At 41.4% G+C, this 26,095-nt stretch carries 18 protein-coding genes; 2 read left to right on the forward strand and 16 right to left on the reverse strand.

All coding sequences use genetic code 11. The features are described from left to right. Positions 1-20: 20 nt before the first annotated feature. The 9 genes from OCF95_RS07250 to OCF95_RS07290 form a co-directional block, all read right to left on the reverse strand. Positions 21-5,873: a ZmpA/ZmpB/ZmpC family metallo-endopeptidase gene (locus OCF95_RS07250; RefSeq protein ID WP_261105157.1), complete on the reverse strand. Its 5,853-nt coding sequence runs from the start codon at positions 5,871-5,873 to the stop codon at positions 21-23. A gap of 271 nt (positions 5,874-6,144) precedes the next feature. Then, complete coding sequence (locus tag OCF95_RS07255; RefSeq protein WP_049501013.1) at positions 6,145-7,341, reverse strand: CAP domain-containing protein; 1,197 nt, start codon at positions 7,339-7,341, stop codon at positions 6,145-6,147. 136 nt (positions 7,342-7,477) lie between these two features. Further along, the gene (locus OCF95_RS07260) at positions 7,478-8,515 is read right to left on the reverse strand and encodes an aldose epimerase family protein (RefSeq protein ID WP_261105158.1); all 1,038 of its coding nucleotides are present in this window, start codon (positions 8,513-8,515) and stop codon (positions 7,478-7,480) included. Between the two features lie 223 nt (positions 8,516-8,738). After that, positions 8,739-9,905: an SIS domain-containing protein gene (locus OCF95_RS07265; protein ID WP_084950526.1), complete on the reverse strand. Its 1,167-nt coding sequence runs from the start codon at positions 9,903-9,905 to the stop codon at positions 8,739-8,741. A 210-nt stretch (positions 9,906-10,115) separates the two neighbouring features. Further along, on the reverse strand, positions 10,116-10,520 hold the full coding sequence (locus tag OCF95_RS07270) for a PTS sugar transporter subunit IIA (protein ID WP_020903318.1): 405 nt from the start codon (positions 10,518-10,520) through the stop codon (positions 10,116-10,118). A gap of 3 nt (positions 10,521-10,523) precedes the next feature. Continuing rightward, on the reverse strand, positions 10,524-11,345 hold the full coding sequence (locus OCF95_RS07275; RefSeq protein WP_020903317.1) for a PTS system mannose/fructose/sorbose family transporter subunit IID: 822 nt from the start codon (positions 11,343-11,345) through the stop codon (positions 10,524-10,526). Continuing rightward, on the reverse strand, positions 11,332-12,237 hold the full coding sequence (locus OCF95_RS07280) for a PTS mannose/fructose/sorbose/N-acetylgalactosamine transporter subunit IIC (RefSeq protein WP_023947383.1): 906 nt from the start codon (positions 12,235-12,237) through the stop codon (positions 11,332-11,334). The genes OCF95_RS07275 and OCF95_RS07280 overlap by 14 nt, the downstream gene beginning before the upstream one ends. 26 nt (positions 12,238-12,263) lie before the next feature. Continuing rightward, positions 12,264-12,740 (reverse strand): PTS sugar transporter subunit IIB, encoded by a 477-nt coding sequence (locus OCF95_RS07285; RefSeq protein WP_020903315.1) that lies wholly within the window; start codon positions 12,738-12,740, stop codon positions 12,264-12,266. Then, entirely contained in the window at positions 12,737-14,524 is a 1,788-nt protein-coding gene (locus OCF95_RS07290) for a glycoside hydrolase family 35 protein (protein ID WP_261105159.1), read from the reverse strand. The genes OCF95_RS07285 and OCF95_RS07290 overlap by 4 nt, the downstream gene beginning before the upstream one ends. Positions 14,525-14,843: 319 nt before the next feature. Between OCF95_RS07290 and OCF95_RS07295 the strand changes: the two genes are divergently transcribed. Both OCF95_RS07295 and OCF95_RS07300 read left to right on the forward strand, forming a co-directional pair. Then, the gene (locus tag OCF95_RS07295) at positions 14,844-15,560 is read left to right on the forward strand and encodes a GntR family transcriptional regulator (RefSeq protein ID WP_001007193.1); all 717 of its coding nucleotides are present in this window, start codon (positions 14,844-14,846) and stop codon (positions 15,558-15,560) included. A 313-nt stretch (positions 15,561-15,873) separates the two neighbouring features. Beyond that, complete coding sequence (locus OCF95_RS07300) at positions 15,874-19,899, forward strand: family 20 glycosylhydrolase (protein ID WP_261105160.1); 4,026 nt, start codon at positions 15,874-15,876, stop codon at positions 19,897-19,899. A gap of 163 nt (positions 19,900-20,062) precedes the next feature. Here the strand turns inward: OCF95_RS07300 and purB are convergent, their stop codons facing one another. The 7 genes from purB to OCF95_RS07335 all read right to left on the reverse strand — a co-directional run bounded on the left by purB (position 20,063) and on the right by OCF95_RS07335 (position 26,093). After that, positions 20,063-21,361, reverse strand: a complete 1,299-nt coding sequence (purB, locus tag OCF95_RS07305) for an adenylosuccinate lyase (protein ID WP_261105162.1) — start codon at positions 21,359-21,361, stop codon at positions 20,063-20,065. A gap of 63 nt (positions 21,362-21,424) precedes the next feature. Then, positions 21,425-21,652, reverse strand: coding sequence for a hypothetical protein (locus OCF95_RS07310; protein ID WP_020903312.1), 228 nt, complete (start codon positions 21,650-21,652; stop codon positions 21,425-21,427). Positions 21,653-21,661: 9 nt separating this feature from the next. Next, positions 21,662-22,753 carry a 5-(carboxyamino)imidazole ribonucleotide synthase gene (gene purK / locus OCF95_RS07315; RefSeq protein ID WP_084947202.1) on the reverse strand — a complete coding sequence of 364 codons (1,092 nt, stop codon included), beginning with the start codon at positions 22,751-22,753 and terminating at the stop codon, positions 21,662-21,664. Next, positions 22,740-23,231, reverse strand: coding sequence for a 5-(carboxyamino)imidazole ribonucleotide mutase (gene purE, locus OCF95_RS07320; protein WP_049515832.1), 492 nt, complete (start codon positions 23,229-23,231; stop codon positions 22,740-22,742). Before purE ends, purK begins: the two co-directional genes overlap by 14 nt. Positions 23,232-23,307: 76 nt before the next feature. Further along, positions 23,308-24,573: a phosphoribosylamine--glycine ligase gene (gene purD, locus OCF95_RS07325; RefSeq protein ID WP_261101709.1), complete on the reverse strand. Its 1,266-nt coding sequence runs from the start codon at positions 24,571-24,573 to the stop codon at positions 23,308-23,310. Between the two features lie 255 nt (positions 24,574-24,828). After that, the gene (locus tag OCF95_RS07330; protein ID WP_261101710.1) at positions 24,829-25,446 is read right to left on the reverse strand and encodes an HNH endonuclease; all 618 of its coding nucleotides are present in this window, start codon (positions 25,444-25,446) and stop codon (positions 24,829-24,831) included. 5 nt (positions 25,447-25,451) lie between these two features. Beyond that, positions 25,452-26,093, reverse strand: a complete 642-nt coding sequence (locus OCF95_RS07335; protein ID WP_261101711.1) for a hypothetical protein — start codon at positions 26,091-26,093, stop codon at positions 25,452-25,454. Between the last annotated feature and the right edge of the window lie 2 nt (positions 26,094-26,095).

Below are 26,095 nucleotides of genomic sequence, written 5' to 3' on the forward strand. Positions count from 1 at the left end.
CATAGCGTGAGGGAGTTTTCTTATTGTTTATAAATCGATTCTCTGAAATCATCTGTACTACGTAGGTAGGCATTGTAGATTTTTTGTTTTAACAAGTGTACCCAACTTGCAGGAGCATGGCTTGTCGTACGATCAATGTTAGCCACATCTTTCGCCACTGCTTGATCGATGAGTTCTTGCATTTGGGCAGCTGAACGGATTGTAATCTCCTTGCTGCTGTTTGGTACACCAAGTTCATACTGAATAGTGATTGGTTTCAACTGGTCTTGCTTACGAATACGTTGATCAAACATATCCTTCTTGAAATCAGCCCATGAAACGTATTTATTAGCAAAGACATTTTTCAAGACGAGACTATCAGTGATGAGTCCCACATCTTTTCGGAGCCAATCTGAATAGGTAATGTCCCCATTGCGTTTAGCTTCTTCTGCATATTGGTTGGATATATATGGTAAGAAGCCATCTTGGTAACCTTTTTCTGCCAACAATTCGTAGGCTGTCTTTCTAAACATGATATCACCAGGCGCACCCTTTGGATTGCTGAGGGCAGCATAAATCGGTGAGAACATGCTGATAAGATGATAGCCATTACGAGTATAGTCACTCTTATCACGGTAAGCCCGACGGTTGATGATATCATTGTCAATCAAGGCATCCAGACTAGTTAGTTTGCTTACTTCAGCATCTGTCAGTGGACGAACAGAGTTTCCTGCATGCGTTTGTTTATGGTACTTGTCCTCAATGTAGAAATTCTCTATTTTTCTAAACCATTTTTTCTTGACATCGTTAGACTTAGTTAAAATGGCATTGGCTTCCATAGCGTCCAAGGTATACAAGACATCGTACATACCGTGTACATACTCTTGCAATGCTGCGGCTGATGTGAAGCGACTTGTCGGATCATAAGTATGCAAGCGAGTTGGTGAATTCTTATCCCCTTTATAGAGAGTATTCAAGACAATAGCATCCTTATCTAGACTGTCAGCAGATTGCAACAGTCCTAAGGCATACAACTCTGCTCCCAATCCTTCACGACGACCTTTACCTTCAAAGTAAATATGTCCATCAGAATTATGAACCATTTCATGGGTATAGACTGATGTTCCGTATTTATCCAACAAGCGGTCGCTGACATAGTGGACCTCAGAACCGTTGGCATAGGCCCCGGCTCCTTTACTTTCCCCATACCACTTACCAGTTGGTCCAAAGAAGTTGTAGATAGAATCAATGGCCTTATCAGACAGGGTAGCCCAGTAATAATTACTATTGCTATCTTTCATACCAAAGCCATCTGAAACCATGACTGAGCGGAAGAGTTTCTCTTTGTATTCTGGTGAAAGGAGATGATACCAGATATCATAGTGGTCTCGTTGCCATTCAGCCGACTGGTCGACCTTGCCACGGACATACTGACGCAATTCTTCTCCTGATAAGACTATATTATTGACACGATCACGGTAGCGTTCGTAGCCACCAAAGGCCAAGGTAGAAAGGTTTGAAATCACATAAACATCCTCTTCTGGCAATGTCAATAGCGGTAGGAGCATATTTTTTAATTTCCAACTTGGTGCCGTAATACGGTCATAGACTCCCAGCGTATAGTTACTATCTGGTGTTGCTGACTCTTGTTTGGCACGCACTTCTGGAATCGCTGATTTACTCTCTACGATATAGGCCTTGGTATTTGTCTTCAACCATTCATTATTGGTTTTAGTTGGTAGGAAGAGTTTTCTGTAAGACTCTAGTAAATCAGTCACTGTCTTGCGACCTTTTGCAGCAGCCAGGGTTGTTTCATAGGCAATTGGATTATTTGATGCCTTGAGATTTTCCATACCGCTCTGACCTAGGGCAATGATAGTATCCAAGGTTGAAGCTGTGCTATTGCCATCAAAGTCAAACTTATAGGTATTGAGGTCCTTGGTATTGATGTGATCATAGTTGATATTGTACCAGCGATTGAGGTAGGTCAAACCAAGCAAGAAAGCTTCCTTGTTGTTCTTGATTTTCTCACTGATGTAGGTCGCTACACTATCTCCCATCGTATTGATAGACTTGTCCATGGTTAGCACTTTACGGAGATGTTCGCCGATATTAGCCTTGACTTTTTCAAATTCTTTGTCCAAATACAGCGGATCAAGTGGAGCATCTGCCTCAATGCCCAGAACTCTTCTCATGGCTGCTGAGTCATATTCGACCCCTTGCAAATCTGCTAGGACTTGATTGGTCACTTTCGTATAATCAGATAGAAAGGCCTCTGGCGTAAAGATAAAGTTTTTACCTGCTACGCTGTACTCTGCAATTTGTGTATTTTTGAAGTCGTCTTTGTAAGTGACGTCCAGATAACTGATTGTATTGTCAGCAAAATGCAACATAAGTTTATTGATTGCTGCTTTATTGGCCTGAATATCTGTGATGATGTCATTGTCCTTCATTGGTACGACATCCAACAGTTCTGTAGTATAAAGCTTATCAGTAGGATCAACTTGATTTCCATAGTGAACCACTAGCTCTTTATTATAGAAAGGCATCAATTTCTCGATATTGTGATAAGCAACTTTTCGACTAGCTTGGCCTTGGCTTAACTGAGTATAGTCCACACTGTGCTGATTGGCCTTGAGTGTTTGACCTGTATCGTTTAGTGTCACTGTCATCCCATAAGACTGGACCTTTTCTCTGGCCTGGTCTTGGGTGATTGGGGTCGCATAGAGATCGGCCTTCTTGTTCTCGGCAGTGCTGGCATCTTTGATGTCCGCTCCCTTATATTGGTCTCCTGTGATGGCATAGCCGTCTCCAGTATTGACCGTGCTAACAACATGATGGATACGGCCATTTTGCCATGTAGAACCAGCTATACCTCCGACGCGTGGATAGGTTGTCGTATTGAGGATAGTCCCACTTGCTAGCGCATGAGACACCAAAGCACCACTTTGAACTTTCCCTACAATACCTCCCGCAAATTGGTCATTGTTGCGGGCATTGCTAGAAATATTTGCATCAACAGCTACCTTATCAATCTTAGCCTTATTACCAGATAAGTGCCCTGCTATACCTCCCACATAGTAAGGAGAGGCATCCACATGCTTGGCCTGAATGCTACCTGTAAAGGAACTATTGGTTATTTCTGTATCCTGAGCCTTCGCTACCAAACCTGCAACTGACTTGCTACCTGTCAATTGACCTTCTACAGCTACATTACTGATCTGGCTGTTAGTAGCCACTTTTGCTAGGCTAGCTGTGTCTTCTTGACTCTTAATCGCTACCGCTTTAAGGTCAATATCTTTCACAGTAGCCTTAGTCAAGTTATCAAACAAGGTTGTCTTAAGGTCATAAATCGCAAATGGCTGCCCATCACTCGCACCGATAAGATTACCAGTGAAAGTTCCTGTCACATAGCTAGTTTGTCCCTTAGCTAAGGACACCTCATCAGCTGTCATATCAGCTCCAAGTTTAAAGGTTCCAGCGAGATCGCCTTGCATGGCAGCAATCAGTTTCTTAAAGGAAGTATAGACACCGTCCTTGGCAAGCTTTTGCTTATCAATTGTGAAACTATAGTTATCCTTATATGTTGAACCTTCCTCTTGAACCAGTTCATTGAAGGCAACGGTTACCTTGTATTTCCCATCATCTGTTTCCTTAATAGAGCTAACTGGTAGCAGCATTTCCTTCATCTTGTCTGATTTGACTTTGACAAAATAAGGTGATAAATCACTTGGTACTTCTGATAAGTTCAGATAACGACGGTAGTGACCATCTGCCTTACCATAGAGCCCCACTTCATCCACATCTTTGATTTCAATTTTTTTATAGTCTAACTGAAAATCTTTCGTTGATACTTCTGTACTTTCCTGATCAGATTGTCCTAGATTATAGGTCAGGTAAGTCTTAAGATTGTATGACGTATAGTAGTCCAATCCATCAATCGTTTGTTGGGCTGATGGATCTTTCAAGTTCACCTCTTTGACCAATGTTCCATTTTGGTAAATTTGGGCCTTGGCCTTAATAAAGGCAGACGTCGGATCATCTAAGTGATAGTTGACTGCTACTGATTTTTTGCTCTCCTCTTTCACCAGATTAGTGATTTCAACTGTTGGTTTGGTTTTAACAAGACTACCAACCTTGACAATCTCTTTGGTTGGCTCTACTTCTGTACGTGAGATTTCCCTGCTAGCTTCTAGCTTACCATCTACGAGATAATCTTCATACTCGATTGTCCGTAAACCGTCTTTTCCTTCCTGAGCAATTTCTCTGCGATTTTTTAAGATGGTCGCATCTTCGATTTCTTCAGTTTCATGAGGAATGGTTTCTGTTACTGTACGATGATTACTTGTCAAAGGCAGTTCAGGGAGGGCCTCTGCTACAGCAGCCTCACCTTCGTGGCCTATTTCCTGGGTACCCTTACTGCTAACAACTTCTGTAGACTCTGGCACTGTTGGTTCAACAACTTCATCCTGAGGAGCTGTGTAGACTGGTAGTTCTGGTTGAACCAGGGCTTCACCCTCATGATCTGGTTCTTGGGTGCCTTGAGTGCTGATTGGGTCTGTATAGGCTGGTGGCACTGGTTGAACTAGAGCCTCGCCCTCATGACCTGATTCTTGGGTCCCTTGAGTGCTGATCGGATCCGTATAGGCTGGTAGCACTGGTTGAACCAGGGACTCGCCCTCATGACCTGACTCTTGGGTCCCTTGAGTGCTGATTGGATCCGTATAGGCTGGTTGTGCTGGTTGAACTAGGGACTCACCCTCATGACCCGACTCTTGTGTTCCTTGAGTGCTAATTGGGGCTGTGTACGTTGGTTGCGATGGTTGAATCAGAGCCTCGCCCTCGTGACCTGACTCTTGTGTCCCTTTTGTTTGCACTACAGTTTCATTATTTTCTTGTGGTTGAGGCTCTACAGGAGAAGATGTTCCTCCTTGTTGATTCTCTACCACTGGGCTTTGCGGAGCTGGCAGTACTGGTTTTGACTGTTCTTGATTCCCATCAGTTTGGCTTGAATTTGTTGCAGGAGCTGTAGCCTGTTCTTGTTTTTGGTCTGACTCCTCACCTTTTACAGCATGGCTATCCTTACTCTCCTGACTCTGAGGAACTTTCGTTTGCTGACTAGTATCCTCATTTTTAGGATACACAGTCATTACTACTGAGCTATCTTCATTTTCTAAGTTAGACTTGCTGTCATTTGATTGCTTGACAAATTCAGTTCCCATAGTCGAATCTGCTGAATGAGTAGTAACCACTTCCTTAGATTGACTGTTTTCTAATTTAATCTCTTGATTTCCAGTAGATTCTGCTGGTTTGCTAGTTGTCGGTACAGAAAGAGCTGGTTTGTTTTCTACAAATCCTAGATAAGTGTAACCAGGAATATCAACCGGAGCTGGCAAGGCATCTCCTGCCTGGACCGATAATTGGGTGTTATAAGCAGCTAGTGTCTCGCTCGTCAAAGCAAGGACAGTTGGAGACAGCAACTGACTGCCTAGAGCGCTTACTAACAAGAATCGACTAATCTTGCTCTTGACATCACGTCCCTTAAGAACTACTACAACCAATAAACTAAGGCCCGCCACCAAGGCAACAGTTCCCAATGGAGAGCTAGTCCCCGTATTGGGTAATACTTGATTTGCTCGATAAACCAGATAGTAGGTAGCGTCCGTTTCTTCCGCTACTTGTGGTAGGGATGTAACCAAGAGACCCTTCTCTTCGTCAGTTAAATCCGACTCTAAAACGTAGGTATAGTTAACAGTATGAGATTCTTGGGCAGATACAATCTGTAGGCCAGTTCCCATCAAAAAGAAACACGCAACTGCTACAGATACAAGGCCAACTGCCAATTTTCTTAACGAGAAATTCTGTCTTTCTTCTCCACTAGTTTTGAAATTCATATTCCCCTCTTTTTACATTTTTAAATTAGTATGTTAATTTATGGTAAAATATACAACTCCTACCATTATACATCAATTTCAAAAAAGATTCTAGGGATAGATATACAATTGAATGGATAGGGAAAATCAAGTAACTAAGTAATTAACTGTTTAGCAATAAAAAATGTCAACGAAAAATAAAAAATGGAGGAAGCAATCTCTTCTCTCCATCTTTAAAATTATAGTAACAAATATAGGTTATCTAAAGTTGTTAAAGCAACTCCTTTAGTTTCTAGTTTACCCATTCACCGTTGCCATTTACTTTATAACCGTCTGGTGTTGTTGTGCTGACTGCCAAAGCTCCAGAGCCATATGCATAGTACCAGTATTGGCCAACTTTAAACCAACCTGTCTTCATGATACCAGACGCATCAAGGTAGTACCAAACTCCATTTTCTTTGAGCCAGCCTGTCTTCATAGCTCCTGAGCCATCAAAGTAGAACCATCTATTTCCGTCTGTACCCCAGCCTGTAAACATAGCACCTGAGCTACTCAAGTAATACCAGCTACCATCTACTTTTACAAATCCTGTCTGCATGACACCTAGGTCATCCAAGTAGTACCATTTACCACCCGTTTTCACCCAGCCTGTCTTCAGATCACCAGACTCATAGAAATACCATTTCCCATCTGTTTTCACCCAACCAGATTGGTCTGAACTAGAAGTTCTAAATTCTTTCAGCGCTTTTTCAACTACGACTGCTTTATTTTTAACTGTTGACAAGTTAGATGAAGTCACTTCTGCATACTGGATAGCCGGACCGTAACTGCCTACCAATTCTTCTGAAGTAGCAGCATCACCAAAAGCCTGAGCAATCGTTACAGCATTATATGGGTTATTTGGATTCTTAAAGGCAGCAATCCCCATATGTGTAAATTTAGGGCTAATCAAAGTTTCATAATGACCAGAGCCACCTTTTGCTGAATCACCTGATTTTTTCTTCACGTAGTCTGCTTTTTCAGCACGCCATTGTTCAAGAGCTTTTAGAAAACCATCATGGTTCCAACCCAAGTTTTCTCCTAGTACACTGTTTCCTGATGGGAAGGCGCTCCAGATTTCTTTACCAGAAAGACGAGTATGGTCCATGGTTACAGAAGCTTCTGCAGCTCTGGCAAAAGCTGCCTTTTCTAGGTCAGTCGACCATTTGATAGGAACATACTTATCTACCAAGCCTTCGTCAGCTGCCTCTTTACGGATAGCATTGATGGCATCTAAGATAGCTTGTTGGTCTGGAGTCAAAAATTCTCCCTTTAATCCAACCAAAACATTGCCACTAGCAGGGTTAAGCACTTCTGAACTCAAGACATTTTCATTTCTACCATCTGCAGATTGTGTTGCCACAAGTCTGTCATTGGCAAAAACATCATTTGTCAAAACTGCTCCAGCTAAAGTCAAAGCCAAGGCGCTAGCAAATACAATTTTCTTCATTTTTTTCTCCTTTTATCCTTTAGATAGGACAGGTATTTTCAATATTAAATTATATCATATTTTCCTATTCTTTGCCCATTTCTACTAATGTTATAAGGTAAATACTATTCCCCAAAAAGTAGAAATTCCTATCCTTTTATTTCACAACAAGCTCATAACGTGTCTTGCTTGTAAAGGTTTGACCGGCTTTAAGAATGACTTGGTCTTTGAGGTCGCTATGAATGGCATCTGGTAAAGCCTGCGCTTCAAGGGCAATCCCATTGTGCTGTACCATTGGTTTGCCAGCCACAAGTACACTCTCATCCACAAAGTTTGCTGTGTAGACCACAAAACAAGGAGCCTCTGTCTTGAAAAGCAGGAAGCGACCCGAATTTTGGTCATAAAGGAAACCAGCATTGTCATGGCCTGCAGGAAGAGCAAATGGGTGATCCAAACCAGATACCAGCTGGATTTGCTCATCTTCTTCTGCAAAGATATCTTTCAACAAAGCACCATTGTAGATGTGTTTAACCACATCACGATTGGCATCTGGAGTTTTGGCAGGAACACCGTCGGGAGCGATTGGGTAAATGCCCTCTGTATTTAGTTGGAAGACATGGCGGTCAATCGTCTGCGTGAAATCACCAGACAAGTTGAAATAGCTGTGGTTGGTTGGATTGACCAGCGTATCTTGATCGGTTGTCACCTTGTAGCTGATTTCATAGGCACCAGTTTCTTCTAAGTGGTAACTGATCCAAATCTTGAGATTTCCAGGGAACCCTCCTGTCCCATCTGTACGCTCTGTGTAGAGAGTCAAGCCATGGTCGCTCACCTCGACCAATTCAAACAAGCTGGAATCCCAACCAGTTGAACCACTATGGTTACAGTTGCTAGCATTGTTGACTTCAAGGTCATAGGTCTTGCCATTAAGCTCAAAGGTCGCACCTGCAATACGGCCCGCCACAGGACCTACGCTAGCTCCATGCTTGGGACTATTGCCTACATAGCTATCAAAATCATCAAAACCCAAGATAACGTTGGCAAAGTTTCCAGCCTTGTCAGGTGTGACATAGCGCAAGATAGTCGCCCCATAAGTCATAACCTCTAATTGATAACCAGCATCAGTCTCAAAGCAATAAGCTAGGACATCTTGTTCATCAACTCTTCCGAACACACGCTCTGTGTATGCTTTCATTCGTTTTTCCTTCTTCCTAATTCTATTAAGCAAACAAACCATAGAAAGTCCATTCACAATCTATGGTTTACTTGTATGATTTACAAATCCTCTTATCAAGAATTCATAAATACTGTCTTATACTCAATGAAAATCAAAGAGCAAACTAGAAAGCTAGCCACAGGCTGTACTTGAGTACGGCAAGGCGAAGCTGACGTGGTTTGAATTTGATTTTCGAAGAGTATTACTTTTGATATTCGTGGATGATAACACCCTGTACCACACGATTTACTGTACCTGTAGGAGACGGTGTATCTGGTTTGTTTTCTACCTTGAGTGAAGTCAATAGGGCAAAGAGTTGGGCATAAACGATGTAAGGGAAGACACGGTAAATATCATTCAAGACACCGCCACAACCAAAGGCCACTTCTTTGACATTTTCAAGACCAAAAGCTTGATCACTCAAAAGCACAACACGACGAGCAATCTGGTCACCAGCAACTTCACGAACCAAGTCCAAGTCGTACTTGCGAGTGTAGTCTGTTGTTGTACCAAAGACCAAAACAACTGTATTTTCGTTGATAAGAGATTTTGGACCGTGACGGAAGCCGACTGGACTTTCATACATGGTCGCCACTTGGCCAGCTGTCAATTCCAAAATCTTGAGCTGAGCTTCATGAGCAAGCCCAAAGAAAGGACCAGCGCCTAGATAGATGACACGGTTAAAGTCTAGGTCAACCAACTCTTTGACATCTTCTGCATTGTCTAGAATTTTACGGGCAAGACTAGATACAACTTCAAAACGTTCAGCTTTAACAGCAAATTCTGTAGGATCAAAGACCAAGAGAGCTGTCAACATCATAGACGTAAAGCTAGAAGTCATGGCAAATCCAGCATCATTAGAGGCAGCTGGTTGCAAGAGCAAGAGATTGCGGTCATCTCCATGAGCTTGAAGAGCCAATTTACCATCTGCTGCACAAGTAATCGTCACTTGGTAAAGCTCATCTACCAAGGCCTTGGCCAAATCAACAGTCGCCACACTTTCAGGCGAGTTCCCACTACGAGCAAAGGATACAAGGACAGTTGCCACATCTTTTTTCAAATAAGTTTCTGGATTGGCAACGATATCTGTTGTCGCAATAGCATTGAAATTCCATTTGCGTTCGTCATAGACTTCCTTAAAGTAAGGTACCAAGGTATCTCCTACATAAGCAGAAGTCCCCGCACCTGTCAAGATAACCTTGATATAGTTATGTTTATCAGCAATTCCTTGTAGGAAAGCTGCAATTTCTTCACCTTTTGCTTGATAAGATTCAAAAGCTTCTTTCCATACATCAGGCTGTTGGTAGATTTCACGTGTAGTGATTTCTGCACCCAATTCGAGCAAATCTTCTTTTGTATAATGTAGCATTGAGTTCCTCTTTTTCTATTAAATATGGGAATGGGAGTAAGCCCCATTCCCATGTATATTCTATATAAAATGCTCTAACGATTTTCACGTTATCACATCTTATTGAATCGAGTTCCAACTAAAATCTTTGGGAAAAAGATCGATTATCGTCGGAGAATCGCTCCATCCTCCTATCGCCTATTTTCCCTCTGATTTTCACGTTGTCACATCTTATTCATCTTCGTCATCATCGAAGCCAGCTAACAGGTCATTAACTTTCACAATGCTTTCTGCAGCACGGTTCTTATAGTCCGCATCTGCACCTGTAAGGCTCGCATTGATAAATTCAATCACCATTGGAAGATTCATTCCTGCATAAAGTTCGATGTCACGACCTTCCATGATCAAACGACTGACCACGTTACATGGTGTTCCACCGAGAAGATCCGCAAAGACTAGGAAATCATCCAATCCTTCAATAGCAGCTTCAAATTTCGCAGTAAATTCTTCTGGACCATCTTCTGGAAGAAGAGCCACTGCATGAATATTGTCTTGTGGACCCATGATCATTTCAGTGCTACCTTTAAGTTCTTCACAGAAGCGACCATGACTCACCAAAATTAATGATTTAGCCATAAATTATGCGCCCATTCCAAGTACAAATTTACCAAAGGCAGAAAGACCTACTGCAAGAGCGATAATGATACCGATAGCTTTAGTAGAGGTCATACCTTTCTTACCAAGCAACCAGAAGATAAAGGCAGTAAAGATTGCTGGAAGCAAACGTGGGAAGATTTGGTTCAAGATATCTTGGAAATCAATCATCTTTTCACCGATTGGCAACTTGTAAGAAATTTCAAAGTTGATCATTGTTGCTACAAGAGCACCCATCATGAAGACACCAAGTACAGATGCAGCGTCAATCAAAGCTGTCAAGGTACTTTGCATATTGTTGATAAGGTTAACCCCTTCTTTGTAGGCAAATTCCAACTGTTTCCAACGGAAGATATCATACGCTACTGCAACTGCAATCCAAAGGAAGATACCCCAAGGTTGACCACCGATAGCCATAGTTGCTGCGATAGATCCCATGATCGCAGGTACAAGTGAACCAAAGATTGTATCTCCAAGAGGAGCGAATGGTCCCATCAAACCTGTCTTGATACCATTAACGGCGTCTTTTGAACCCACACCATCTTTTTCTTCCATGGCAAGGTCAAAACCAGCGATAATGGTGTGGAAGAATGGTGAAGTATTGAAGAATTGAGTATGAACTTTCATCATTTCTTTCAATTCAGGAGTTCCATCCCCATACATTTTACGCAATTGAGGCAAGATCATGTAAAGGTAACCAGAAGCTTGCATACGTTCGTAGTTCCAACCCAATTGGAAAGTAAACAAGCTACGTTTGTTGATTTGATTAAAATCTTCTTTTGTAAGTTTGTAATTAGAATTCGTCATCTTCGATTTCCCCACTTTCTGATGGTGTAGAAGGTTCTGCTACAGCTACTTTTTGGCTATTTTTGAAGTGAAGCACTGCAAGGAAGATACCTACGATAGAGATACCAATCATAGACAAACCTTTGAAGTTGTTCACGAAACCAATTTTTTCAGCAACATCTTTCGGTAGAGTACCTACGATACCAGCAACAGCGCCACCAAGACCTGTTACATATGAGTAAAGAACAGTCAACATAGCTGTCAAACCAAATCCCATTGCAAGGTAGTGAAGGTTACGTTTAACTGGAAGGTAACGAAGCAAGATTGCAAATCCAAGACCTGGAAGCATACGTCCTGCAAGTGTCAAACCATCTGCAACCCACTGGTATTTTGTAACGAAGTCTACTACGTGTTGTACAAATTCACCACCAAATGCAAGCGCGAAGAAGACTGGAAGGGCACGAGATAAAGCCCAAGGAATCGCACCAAGCAAGTAGTTGCGTTCGATACCTTTGTAATCAAAGCGGTCGATTGCAGCATCAATACGGTGTGCGAAGAAAGTAGTTGTCATACGTCCAAGAACGTCGAAGTATGTTAAAAGTGCTGCTACTGGTACAGCGATTGTTGTAATCGCAAGGTCTGTAGCGATTCCTTGTGAAACTGAGAATGCTGTTGCAAGAACCGCACCAGAAGTTGCGTCAATACGAGAAGCACCACCGAAGGTACCAACCCCAAGAACGAACAGTTGCAAGTTACCACCGATAAGCAGACCAGTAGTCACATCTCCCATAATCAAACCAGTAATGAAACCAGCAAATACAGGGGAACCTGCAGATGAAACGATCGTCAACTCATCACAGATTTGATAAGCTGAGTACAAAGTGAGAAGTAAAATTTGCCACCATTGTATCATAACAATGACCTCCTAAAAATTTTTTCCTATTTTAATAAGCTCAAAAAGTCTGAAATTGGATCATTTGGAACCATTTGAGCAGTAAGTTTAACACCTTTTTCTGCCAATTTGTGGAAGTCTTCCACATCCTTGTCCACTACGTTGATAGAACGTGTGATGGCGCGAGTTTCTGGTGTTTGAGACATATTCCCAACATTAAGGGTTTCAATTGGTACACCTGCTTCTACCAAACCAAGGAAGCGGTCTGGTTTACGAGCCACGATAAAGAGACGTTGGCTATCGTATTTTCCAGCAAGAATATTGGCTGCCGCTTTCTCAATTGGCAAAATACTCAATTTTACACCTGGTGGTGTCGCAAGTTTCAAACCACTCTTTTCAACGTCATTGTTGACAACTTCGTCATCTACAACCATAATACGTGAAACATTTAGTTTTCCAGCCCAAAGATTGGCTACTTGTCCGTGGATCAAACGTCCATCGATACGGCATCCTACAATTGTCATAAGTTTTCCCCCTTTATATGTTTTAGTGTAGGTTTTCGAGTTAAATGAATCTCTTCTTTATATTCACCTTCTGTTTCAAAGATAATAATGCGGTTGGCACCTTCCTTGAGATAGCTATGAGGGATATAAAGCGAGAGGGTTGGGCCAACGTTCCAAAAACGTCCTAGGTTCTGCCCATTGACAAAGGCAACTCCCTTACCAAACTCAGACAAGTCTAGGTAAGTATCTTTTGGCGCTTCGATTGTAAAATCATAAGCGTAAAAGGCTGGTTGTCCTTCTGTCCATCCTTTTGAAAAATCAATTTTCTCAGGATTGTCTAGTGGGAGTGGATAGTGTTTCCAGTTTAGTAAGAAGTGCAAATCCTTACAAACCCCTGTCCGAATTCCCTTACGTTGCGTATCCGCTAAGAACTTGTGTCCATAGTTGACACGCCCCATATTTTCTACCAAGATATCTAATCGAGACAGCGCTTTCTTTTTACCTTGATAAAAAATATCTTCCCCAATCTCTGTCTGATATTGGGTTTCGACCCACTGACCATCGATATAAAGCTGAGCCCTATCTCGACCATCAATGATGCGAAGTCTTTCTTCTTCTGCATCCCAGTTTGTTTCTGTTCGATAGAGTAGGTAGCCATAACTTTGTCCCAGCTCCTCCATCTTTTTAGGATAAAGGCTTTCTACAGGACTAGACAAGCTATCCAAGGTTTCAAACAAGGAAACTTTTTCAACTAGTGGAATAGCATCCAACTCCATACTCTCTTTGTAGAGTGGTTCTAACTGCGGATACTCTGGAAAATGTGTTGCCATCATCTTCTTGACCGCCAGATATTTGGCAGTTGGATTTCCTTCTTCATCCAGAAGGGCATCGTAATCATAAGATGTAACTTGTGGCAGGTCCAAAGTCCCTCGAGCCGAGCAACCATTCATGAAACCAAAGTTTGTACCACCATGGAACATGTAAAGATTGATGGAGCCTTGTTCCAAAACCTCTCGAACTGCATCTGCCAACTCTTTCGGATCCCGTGTGATAATCGGTTCTTTCCAGCGATTGAACCAGCCATCCCAGAACTCCATACACATGAGCGGCCATTTCTTACCATGCTCATCAAAGAATTCCTGCATCTGTGAAAAGTTATATGAAGCCTTAGAACCAAAGTTCCCTGTTACAAAGAGGTCATCTTCTATTAAGGTTCCAGCTTTCAAAGTAGCTCTCCATGGACCATCTGATGTAAAAAGAGGACAGGTTACGCCACGCTCTTCCATCAACTGTCGAATGGCTCTCAGATAAGCCTTATCTTCTCCATAAGAACCATACTCATTTTCAACCTGCATCATGAGGATATTGCCACCCTTGTCCAACAAATGTGGAACCAACCGTGACAAGAGCTGGTCATAGTAGCGACCGACAGCTTCAATATAGGCTGGATCTGAGGAACGAAGCCTCATATTCTTTGTTAAGAGCCAGGCTGGTAAACCACCGAATTCCCACTCTGCACAGATGAAGGGAGACGGACGAACGATCGCATAGAGACCCAAATCTTGTGCTGTCTGGAGAAATCGCTCCAAATCCAGAGCTCCTTCAAAGTGAAACTCACCCTCACGAGGCTCGTGTAAATTCCAGGCCACATAAGTCTCTACTGTATTAAAACCAAGAGCCTTCAAGTTATAGAGCGAATGATACCAATCTTCTGGAGGAACCCTAAAATAATGAATGGCGCCAGATAAAATCTTAAATGATTTTCCATCGAGATAAAAATCATCCCGTATCTCAAATCGTGTCATATTCTTACCTTCTGACAATTAAAGTTTACGCTTTCATTTGTTGATATAGTAAATATATCTCAATATCTTACATTTGTCAATAGGTTTTCACAATTTTTTTCATTTTTCACTAAATTTTACACAAAAAACTTATAAAAATCTTGTAATCTATAGTCATAACAACATTTTAGCACCATGTATAAAAATGTAGGTTTTTCTATTTATTCCTATGTAAATTAACCTTATAGCCTATTATTCTAATTTTTTTATTCAAAAGGCTACTATTCTTTCCAGTTTTATGGTAAAATCTTTAACGGAGAAGGAAAATCGAGGTGAAAATATGGCAATTCCAAAGTATCAATATATTAAAGATGAGTTAAAGAACAAAATCATTTCTGGTCAATTTGCCAGTGGAGATAAATTCTACACTGAAGCTGAATTGATTGCAATGTATGATGTTAGTTCTATCACAGTTGTTCGCGCTTTAAACGACCTTGCCAAGGATGGCTATATTGTCCGTCAACAAGGAAAGGGTACATTCGTTTCACGCGCACGCAAACACAAACTCGTAGAGTTTTCAGATGTAGAAGTTTTTGAAACTAAAGATGATAAAGTTACCGTCCTTTCTATTGAGCGTGGAAATAAACTAAGCTACTTAGAAAAACTTGGACTACGCGGAGATCAGTTCTACTACAAGATTGAACGCGTTCGCGAAACAGGTGGTGTTGTGTACATCTACCATACATCTTACATCCCAGAACAATACATCAACGCAAATTATCCAAATCTTGAATATTATAGCTCTATCTATAACCGTTTCAAATTGGATTACCACATTCACATGAATGATGAACATTTTGAAGAAATCAATGAAATAGCATTTCCAACTCCAGAACATGCGGCTTCAATCCTCGGAGTCGATGAACAATTCCCAACCGTTTTACAAACCAAGACTACTAAACTAGAGTCTACTGGTCAAGTTCTTGCATACAGCGAAACATATAAACGCGCAGATTACTACAAAATCAAATTCATTTCATGTGACCGTGATCACTAAGAAGAAAGCCTAAGCCTTGCTTGGGCTTTTTCTATACTTATTATACCATACCAAAAAGGTAGCGCTTACCTAATTTTGGAAGATTCTATAATTTGTGGAATATTTTATAGAAATAGGACTAAAAAAATTCTACTAAGTATATATATGTTTCTTTTCCGACCGATCTGAAATCTTAAGCTTAAATTTTATATTTTTTTATACTTATTATAGTTTTTTATCATCTCCTCTTGACTCTTGTTAATATAAGAAATAAAATAAGGGTGTTGTTTTATGTAAACGCTATCAATATAAAATACAATCAGGAGGTTTTGCAATGAAACAAGAAAAACAACAACGTTTTTCCATTCGTAAATACGCTGTAGGAGCAGCTTCTGTTCTAATTGGATTTGCCTTCCAAGCACAGGCTGTTGCAGCCGATGGAGTTACTCCTACTACAGAAAACCAACCGACCATCCATACGGTTTCCGATTCCCCTCAACCATCCGAAAATCGGACTGAGGAGACACCTAAAGCAGAGCTTCAACCAGAAGCTCCAAAAACTGTAGAAACAGAAACTCCAGCTACTGATAAGGTAGCTAGTCTTCCAAAAACAGAGGAAAAAACACAAGAGGAAGTTAGTCCAACTCCTAGTGATAAAGAAGAAGTAGTAACTCCAACTTCTGTTGAAAAAGAAGCTGCCGATAAAAAGGCAGAGGAAGCTAGCCCTAAAAAGAAAGAGCAGAAAGAGGCTAATTCTAAAGAGTCGGATACAGACAAGACTGATAAGTCAGAAGCTGACAAGGATAAACCAGCTAAAAAAGATGAAACGAAAGCAGAGGCTGACAAACCGGCAACAGAGGTAGGAAAGGAACGTGCTGCAACTGAAAATGAAAAATTAGCTAAACGAAAAATCGTTTCAATTGATGCCGGACGTAAATATTTCTCACCTGAGCAGCTCAAAGAAATTATCGACAAAGCGAAAGAATATGGTTACACAGATCTTCATCTCTTGGTAGGTAACGATGGCCTCCGTTTCATGTTGGACGATATGTCTATGAAAGTGGGCGATAAAACCTACTCTAGTGATGATGTCAAACGCGCCATTGAAAATGGAACAAATGCTTATTACGATGATCCAAATGGTAACCATCTCACTGAAAGTCAGATGACAGATTTGATTAATTATGCCAAAGATAAAGGAATTGGAGTGATTCCAACTGTCAATAGTCCTGGACATATGGATGCTATTCTCCATGCTATGAAAGAACTTGGCATTGAAAATCCTAACTTTGATTATTTTGGTACAAAATCTGAACGAACTGTTGACTTAAATAATAAACAAGCAGTTGATTTTACAAAAACTTTGATTGACAAATACGCTAACTACTTCTCTAAGAAATCTGAAATCTTCAATATTGGTTTAGATGAATATGCCAATGATGCAACCAATGCTAAAGGTTGGAGCGTGCTTCAAGCTGATAAATATTATCCAAATGAAGGCTACCCTGAAAAAGGATATGAGAAATTCATCTCTTACGCCAATGACCTTGCTCGTATTGTAAAATCACACGGTCTCAAACCAATGGCCTTTAACGACGGTATCTACTACAATAGCGACACAAGCTTTGGTAGTTTTGACAAAGATATCATCGTTTCTATGTGGACTGGCGGTTGGGGTGGTTATGACGTTGCTTCTTCTAAACTACTTGCTGAAAAAGGCCACCAAATTCTTAATACCAACGATGCTTGGTACTACGTCCTCGGACGAAACGCTGATGGTCAAGGTTGGTACAATCTCGATCAGGGGCTCAATGGTATTAAAAATACACCAATCACTTCTGTACCCAAAACAGAAGGAGCTGATGTCCCAATCATCGGTGGTATGGTAGCTGCTTGGGCCGATACCCCATCTGCACGTTATTCACCATCTCGCCTCTTCAAACTTATGCGTCATTTTGCAAATGCCAACGCTGAATACTTTGCAGCCAACTACCAACCTGCAGAAAAAGCACTAGAAACTATTCCAAAAGACTCTAACCGCTATACTGCTGAAAGTTTTGCTGCTGTAAAAGAAGCTGAAAAAGCCATCCGTTCACTCGATAGCAACCTCAGCCGTGCTCAACAAGACACGATTGATCAAGCAATCGTAAACCTTCAAGAAGCTATTAAAAACTTGGCCTTAACCCCTGAAGCACAAAAAGAAGAGGATGCTAAACGCGAACTTGAAAAACTGAATAAGAATAAAGTCATTTCCATCGATGCAGGTCGCAAATACTTCTCTCTAGATCAACTCAAACGCATCGTAGACAAGGCGAGTGAGCTCGGCTACTCTGATGCCCACCTCCTTCTAGGAAATGATGGCCTTCGCTTCCTACTCGATGATATGACCATTACTGCCAACGGAAAAACCTATGCTAGTGATGACGTTAAAAAAGCTATTATCGAAGGAACTAAAGCTTACTACGACGATCCAAACGGTACTGCACTGACACAGGCAGAAGTGACAGAACTTGCCAAATACGCTAAGGAAAAAGGTATTGGTCTGATTCCAGCTATTAATAGCCCAGGACATATGGATGCTATGCTGGTCGCCATGGAAAAACTTGGCATCGCGAATCCTCAAGCCAACTTTGATAAGGTCTCAAAAACCACGATGGACCTTGAAAATCAAGAAGCCCTTAACTTTACCAAAGCCCTTATCGGTAAGTATATGGATTACTTTGCTGATAAATCAAAGATATTCAACTATGGTACAGATGAATATGCCAATGATGCGACCAACGCCCAAGGTTGGTACTACCTCAAATGGTATGGACTCTATAACAAGTTCGCAGACTATTCTAACAGCCTTGCTGCTATGGCCAAAGAAAGAGGGCTACAACCAATGGCCTTCAACGATGGCTTCTACTATGAAGACAAGGATGATGCTGAATTCGATAAGGATGTCTTGATTTCTTACTGGTCTAAAGGCTGGTGGGGCTACAACCTTGCTTCACCTCAATATCTAGCAAGCAAGGGTTATAAGTTCTTGAATACCAACGGTGACTGGTACTACATTCTCGGACAAAAACCAGAAGATGGTGGTGGTTTCCTCAAAAAAGCTATTGAGAATACTGGAAAAACACCATTCAATCAACTAGCTTCTACCAAATATCCTGAAGTTGACCTTCCAACAGTTGGAAGTATGCTTTCAATCTGGGCAGATAGACCAAGCGCTGAGTACAAGGAAGAGGAAATCTTTGAACTCATGACTGCCTTTGCTGACCACAACAAAGACTACTTCCGAGCTAATTATAATGCTCTTCGCGAAGAATTAGCTAAAATCCCTACAAACTTAGACGGATACAGCACAGAAAGCCTAGCAGCACTCAAGGCAGCAAAAGATGGACTAAACCTTAACCTCAACCGCAGCAAACAAGCTGAACTAGACGCACTAGTAGGTAAGCTCAAAGCTGCTCTGCAAGGCCTCAAACCAGCTGCAACTCATTCAGGAAGCCTAGATGAAAATGAACTAGCTGCTAATGTTGAAACCAAACCTGAACTAGTTGTGAAGACAGAAAGCATTCCATTTAAAGTCATTCGAAAAGAAAATACGAACCTCCCAGCAGGTCAAGAAAAAGTTGTCAAAGCTGGAGTTCTAGGTGAACGCACTTCTTACGTATCTGTTCTTACTGAAAATGGAAAGGCTAGTGAAACCGTTCTAGATAGTCAAGTAACCAAAGAACCTGTCGATCAAATTGTGGAATTCGGAGCACCAATTACACATGTCGGCGATGAGAATGGCCTTGCTCCAATCGCAGAAGAAAAACCTAAACTAGACATTCCTAAGGAAGAGCCTAGCCGAACAGAAGCTCCTTTCAAAGTAGTTGTTGAAAGCGGACCTAAGGCTGAATCTAACTCTGCTAACGGAATCACTCATCAATTAGCAGATGGCAAAAATAGTAAACCTGGATGGAAATTAATTGAAAGCAAATGGTATTACTATGATCATGCAGATAAAGTGAAGACCGGTTGGGTCAAAGACGGAGCGTGGTACTACTTAGATGAGACTGGTGTTATGCAAACTGGTTGGCAGAAAGTCAATGGTACATGGTATTATCTTGATAACTCAGGAGCTATGCAAACTGGTTGGATCGATCAAGGTGGATCATGGTACTATCTCAACGACTCAGGAGCCATGCAAACTGGTTGGGTCAGCCAAGGAGATACATGGTATTATCTTGACAATTCAGGTACAATGAAAACCGGTTGGTTCCAAGTTGGAGATAAATGGTATTATTCATACTCTTCAGGAGCCTTAGCTGTTAACACAACAATTGATGGCTACGCTGTAAATGCCGATGGCGAATGGATTCAATAAGATAAAATGAAAGATTTATATCCAGAGACCTAATGAGAGCTGAGTATAAAACTCAATTTCAGAAGAAAAAGAAATAAACCGCATATTATCAAGGTATGTCAACACCTGATAATATGCGGTTTTATGATTTTAAAGAGACTGGATACCCAGCCTCTTTTTTTAATTAATCACCCAGTCCTAGACGTTCAAAGATATCATCCACTCGTTTAGTGTAATAAAGAGGGTTGAAGATTTCATCGATTTCTTCTTGTGTGAGGCGTGAAGTTACTTCTGGATCTTCCTCAAGAAGTGGTTTAAAGTCGACTTGGTTATCCCATGATTGGGCTGTCTTAGGTTGAACAAGGTCGTAAGCTTGTTCACGTGTCATACCTTTTTCAATCAAAGCCAACATAGCACGTTGACTGAATATCAAACCAAATGTAGAGTTCATGTTGCGGACCATATTTTCTGGGAAGACCGTCAAGTTCTTGACGATATTTCCAAAACGGTTGAGCATGTAGTCGATCAGAATAGTCGTATCTGGTGTGATGATACGCTCAGCTGATGAGTGAGAGATATCACGTTCGTGCCAGAGAGCAACATTCTCATAGGCCGTAATCATGTGACCACGGATAACACGCGCAAGACCTGTCATATTTTCAGAACCGATAGGGTTACGTTTGTGAGGCATTGCTGAAGAACCTTTTTGACCTTTAGCAAAGAACTCTTCTACTTCGCGTTGCTCAGACTTTTGCAGACCACGGATTTCCGTTGCCATGCGTTCAATAGAAGTCGCAATGCTAGCAAGAACCGCAAAGTACTCAGCGTGAAGATCACGAGGAAGCACCTGTGTAGAGATTTCTTGAGCACGAATACCCAATTTGTCGCAGACGTATTGCTCTACGAATGGTGGGATGTTGGCAAAGTTCCCAACCGCACCAGAAATCTTACCAGCTTCCACTCCAGCAGCTGCATGCTCGAAACGCTCGATGTTGCGCTTCATTTCGCTGTACCAAGTCGCCAATTTAAGACCAAAGGTTGTCGGTTCAGCGTGCACACCGTGGGTACGACCCATCATTATGGTGAACTTATGCTCCTTAGCCTTATCAGCGATGATGTTGGTGAAATTTTCAAGATCACGACGGATGATGTCGTTGGCCTGCTTGTAAAGGTAACCGTAGGCCGTATCCACCACGTCGGTAGAAGTCAAGCCGTAGTGAACCCACTTGCGCTCTTCACCAAGAGTTTCAGAAACCGCACGCGTGAAAGCCACCACATCGTGGCGCGTCTCCTGCTCAATCTCCAAAATGCGATCGATGTCAAAATCCGCTTTCTCACGAATCAAAGCCACATCTTCCTTAGGGATTTCCCCCAACTCAGCCCATGCCTCGTCAGCCAAGATTTCCACCTCAAGCCAAGCACGGTATTTATTTTCTTCACTCCAAATGTTCGCCATCTCAGGGCGAGAGTAACGGTCGATCATGTTGTTAATTTTTCCTTTCTTCTTAAACTGTTGGGAATAAGCTATCTAGGTAAAGCAAGATTTCTACTCAAACTCCTCTTTTCCTATAAACACAGATGGATAGTGTGGTAATTCATTGAGATCAGTATCTGCTGGCAAATCATAAATCGCTAGATAGTTTTCAGGGTACTGTTCAACTAGCTCTGCATATTTCGCTTGTACCTTATCTTGGTCAGCACTAGCAAACAAGACTTCGACAACTGCTCCAGTCTTATCCTTTTCAACAAAAGCGTTAACGATTATTTGTATCATAGACTTGTCCTAAAAATCAATCCCTTTCCCTAACTCCTCAACCTCATCTGGCACATCACTAAACAAAGTCACATGTCCCATCTTGCGGTTGTGCTTCGCTTCTATTTTACCATACATGTGGAGGTGGGCGCTTGGATTTTCTGTCACATATTGCTCAGCAGCCTCGACATGCTGGCCGAGAACATTGAGCATGACGGCTGGGGCATGTAGTTTGATGGCTGGCAATGGTGCTCCGAGAACACCTAGAATATGGGCATCAAACTGAGAGAAGTCACAGGCTTCGATTGAGTAGTGTCCTGAATTGTGTGGACGCGGGGCAATCTCGTTGACAATGATGTCATCAGCTGTCGCAAACATTTCCACACAAAGTGTTCCAGACAAGTTGAGTTGCTCAGCGATTCTCACTGCCATAGCTTTGGCCTTGTCTGCTAAACTCTCAGAAATGCGAGCTGGCACAATGGTCTTAGATAGAATGTTGTTACGGTGGACATTTTCCTGAACTGGGAAGACTGTCACATCCTTGCTATTTCCTGAGACGATAACAGAAATTTCAAGGTCAAAATTAACAAATTCTTCCAAGACACAGTCAGCTGAATCTGCTAGTTCATAGGCTTCTTCCAAGTCTGCTTCTGAGCGAATGACCTTTTGCCCATGCCCATCGTAGCCACCAGTCGCAGTCTTGAGGACATAGTTTTTGGACAGATCAATCTCCGCCAAGTCTTGGCTAGAATTCACAACCTTGTATGGTGCTACAGTGACTTGAGCCTTATTTGAGAGAAAGTCCTTTTCAAAAATCCGATTTTGGGAAATGCGAAGCAGGTCTGTCCCTTGAGGGAGTTGTCCATCCTTGATGACAGCATCCAAACCATCGGCGTCGACATTTTCAAATTCATAGGTAAGAACATCACAGCGCTCCGCCAACTGACGAAGAGCATCCACATCGTTATAAGGAGCCACGATGATTTCCGCCACGCGAGAGGCCGGGCAATCTGCAGCAGGATCCAGCGCGATAACCTTGTGGCCCATGTAGATAGCAGAAATGGCCATCATTTGACCCAGCTGGCCGCCACCGATAATTCCGATTGTTTTAGATGAGCTCATTTGTCGACTCCTCTGCGATTTTTCCTTGTTCTTCTGCAAAATCTGCCAAAGCTGTCGCGATAGCCTGATCTTCTGCTGAAAGGAGACGAAGGGCAAAGAGGGCAGCGTTTGTCGCTCCTGCTTCACCGATAGCCATTGTCGCAACAGGTACGCCACCCGGCATCTGTACGATAGAGTAAAGCGAGTCCACACCACTAAGGGCACGCGATTTTACGGGCACACCAATGACTGGAAGGGTTGTTTTAGCTGCGACCATCCCTGGCAAATGAGCTGCGCCACCTGCACCTGCGATGATGATCTTGATACCACGACTACGCGCTTCTTCGGCATGCTTGAACATGAGATCAGGTGTGCGATGGGCAGAGACAACCTTCTTCTCGTAGGCTACACCGAAGCGGTCTAGGACTTCTGCTGTTTTTTTCATGGTTGCCCAGTCGGATTTTGAGCCCATGATGATGGAAATAATTGGTTTGGTCATGATTTTCCTTTTCTTCTTTTTTAATAATGGTCTTACTTTGGCTCGCTCTTGCTCGCCATGACAAAGTTAGTATCTGTTAATCTTTTATAGCCTTACTTCCAATATCTGTTCGGTAAAAGAGGCCTTCTGTTTTTTGTTGAGCGAGTTCTTGGTAGATGGTGTCTTGAGTTTCTTTGACAGTATCTGCTGTGGTGACGAGCATATAGACACGTCCGCCGTTTGAGAGCAGTGCTCTGCTATTTTCCAAAAACTTAGCCCCTGCATAGTAAGTGATGATATCACCTTCTGTCTTGGCTGGCAACTTGACACCTTTTTCATAGTCTAGCGGGTAACCCTTGGATGCGACAACCACACCCAGAGTCACACCCTTGTCCGTCCAGGTAATGTTTGGCTCCTTGCCATCCAGAATATCTGTAATATTTTGGGCAAAATCAGAGGTTAATCGAGGTAGAATAATCTGAGTTTCAGGATCTCCAAAGCGAGCATTAAACTCGATAACCTTAGGTCCATCAGCTGTCAGAATAAGCCCTGCGTAAAGGACACCAAGATACGGACGACCTTCTTTGATCATCCCTTCAAGAACTGGCTTGACAATAGTCTCGACCGCTGTGTCAACCACGCTCTGTGGCAAGTGAGGAACTGGCGCATAGGCACCCATCCCACCAGTGTTAGGCCCCTTATCGCCATCGTAGGCACGTTTGTGGTCCTGAGCCGTTGGCATGATGTAGAATTTGTCCCCATTGACAAAGGCAAAGAGTGAAAATTCCTCTCCTTCAAGGAATTCCTCGATAACCACACGCGCACCTGAATCACCAAATTTATTGTCCAAAAGCATCTCATGAGTGGCTTCGACCGCTTGCTCAACCGTCTCAGCAACGACGACACCCTTCCCAAGCGCCAAGCCATCCGCCTTGACTACGATAGGCGCACCATGCTTTTCGATATAGGCCTTGGCTTCCTCGAAATCTGAGAATGTGCCATAGGCTGCTGTCGGAACGCCGTATTTGACCATGATTTCCTTAGCAAAATCTTTGGACCACTCCAGCTCTGCTGCCAATCTTGTCGGACCAAAGGCCTTAAGCCCAGCTTGGTTAAAATCATCCACAATACCAGCAGCAAGGGCATCATCTGGACCGATAAAGGTCCAAGCAATATCGTTGGCCTTTGCAAAGTCAATTAACTTAGAATGTTCGGAAATAGAGATATTTACCAATTCCAAACTATCAAGAGTCATCCCATCATTCCCAGGAGCTACAAATACTTTTTCAACGTCTTTTGACTCAAGCAACTTCTTAGCAATCGCATGTTCACGACCACCCGAACCGACAACAAGCAGTTTCATTTCTCAACCTCTTTTGCGAATTATTTACTAATATTATATCACAAACGTTCGTTTTAATCTTGTTTTATTAAATATTTTTAAGCAAAAAAGAATCTGAAACAAAAGTCTAACCTTAAATATAAAAAACGAACAAAACGAGTTATATGACCCTCAGAATTCTGTTTTGTTCGCTTTATTGTCTAATATGTCGATTTTAAAATTTCATAATAAAGAATTCCTAAAATCAAAATCTTTTTGTCCCAGCCTCGATAATAATCACTTATTGTAAACTTTTTGAAACAATTCCTTATACTTTATAGCTTCATTAGTTATGATTCTATGAACTTCCAATAATTTCATTCGCTTTTCATCTTCAGCTGGAATTTTATCAATTTTAGCATCGATTTCAGAACGTACTCTAAGCAGTTCTTCTGAAATCCAAGCATAATTATGAAAAACTCGGTAAAGTTTCAAATCAACAATCATATTTCGACCTTTTATATCTTGCGAATCAATACCACCGATAATATTTCTATAAAATATATTATTATAATCAACATCTACAGGATTATAAAATCTATCATTAGACAGTTCTTCCGGGATTCTGCTTCCATTATACAAATCGCTCTTAGCTAAATTACACTTCTTGCAAGAGTATATCAGATTACTGTAATCAGTAATCAAATCACACCTATTATATTCTTCACAAATCTTACTTGGTACAAAATGGTCTACTTCAAATGGGGTCGTAATTTGCTCGTCTGAAACATTACAATAAGCACACTTACTCTCGAAATCTTTTTTTAAATTTTTTTTATAACTTTTATAATTTTTATATTTTTTCTGACAAGTCCGTATAATTTTATGATGCCGAAATTCTCCAATCTTTTCCATAAATATTACAATTCTCCTAGATCCTTTATAAGTTTTACTGCACATTCTAACTGGCTAGTATCAAACAATTTATCTAGTTCAGTTGCGCTATCAGAAACTATATATTTATTTAAGTTAAGCTCCAATTCAGATAGATTAATAAGAACTGATGGATCGATCTCTCTATCCTTAATCTTTTGTTGCTCGTCCAAAATTTTTTGCTCAATTTCTTCTTTTTGTTTTTGAAAGTTTCTTATACTTATATCTATGTTCTTCAATGAATCCTTTGATTCTTGAGTATTTATATCAAAAAAAATACTTTTCCTATAAACCTTATCTGGATCTATGATTTCACTTTTTTGAGAATCGTCAACGTATTGTGTAAGAATGATAACGGGGAAATTTTGAATATGTTTTTTTACTGACTCATATACTTCATTTCCCACAATCTTAAAACCTTCTCTAGAAATAAGATAGTCTACCACTAATACATCAATCCTAGTATTTAGGATATCATCTAAAATTTTATTAACTAATTCTTCTTTTTCCCCATATTCATCAATGATATAATCTTGAAAATCACAATTTTCTTTATAAAAACTATAAAAAGTCCTCTTTATATTATCAAGCTCAGACTCCTTATCTTCAACAATTCCAATATTTATCACCA

The organism is Streptococcus mitis, from assembly GCF_946188615.1.
GTDB classification, from domain to species: domain Bacteria; phylum Bacillota; class Bacilli; order Lactobacillales; family Streptococcaceae; genus Streptococcus; species Streptococcus mitis_BZ.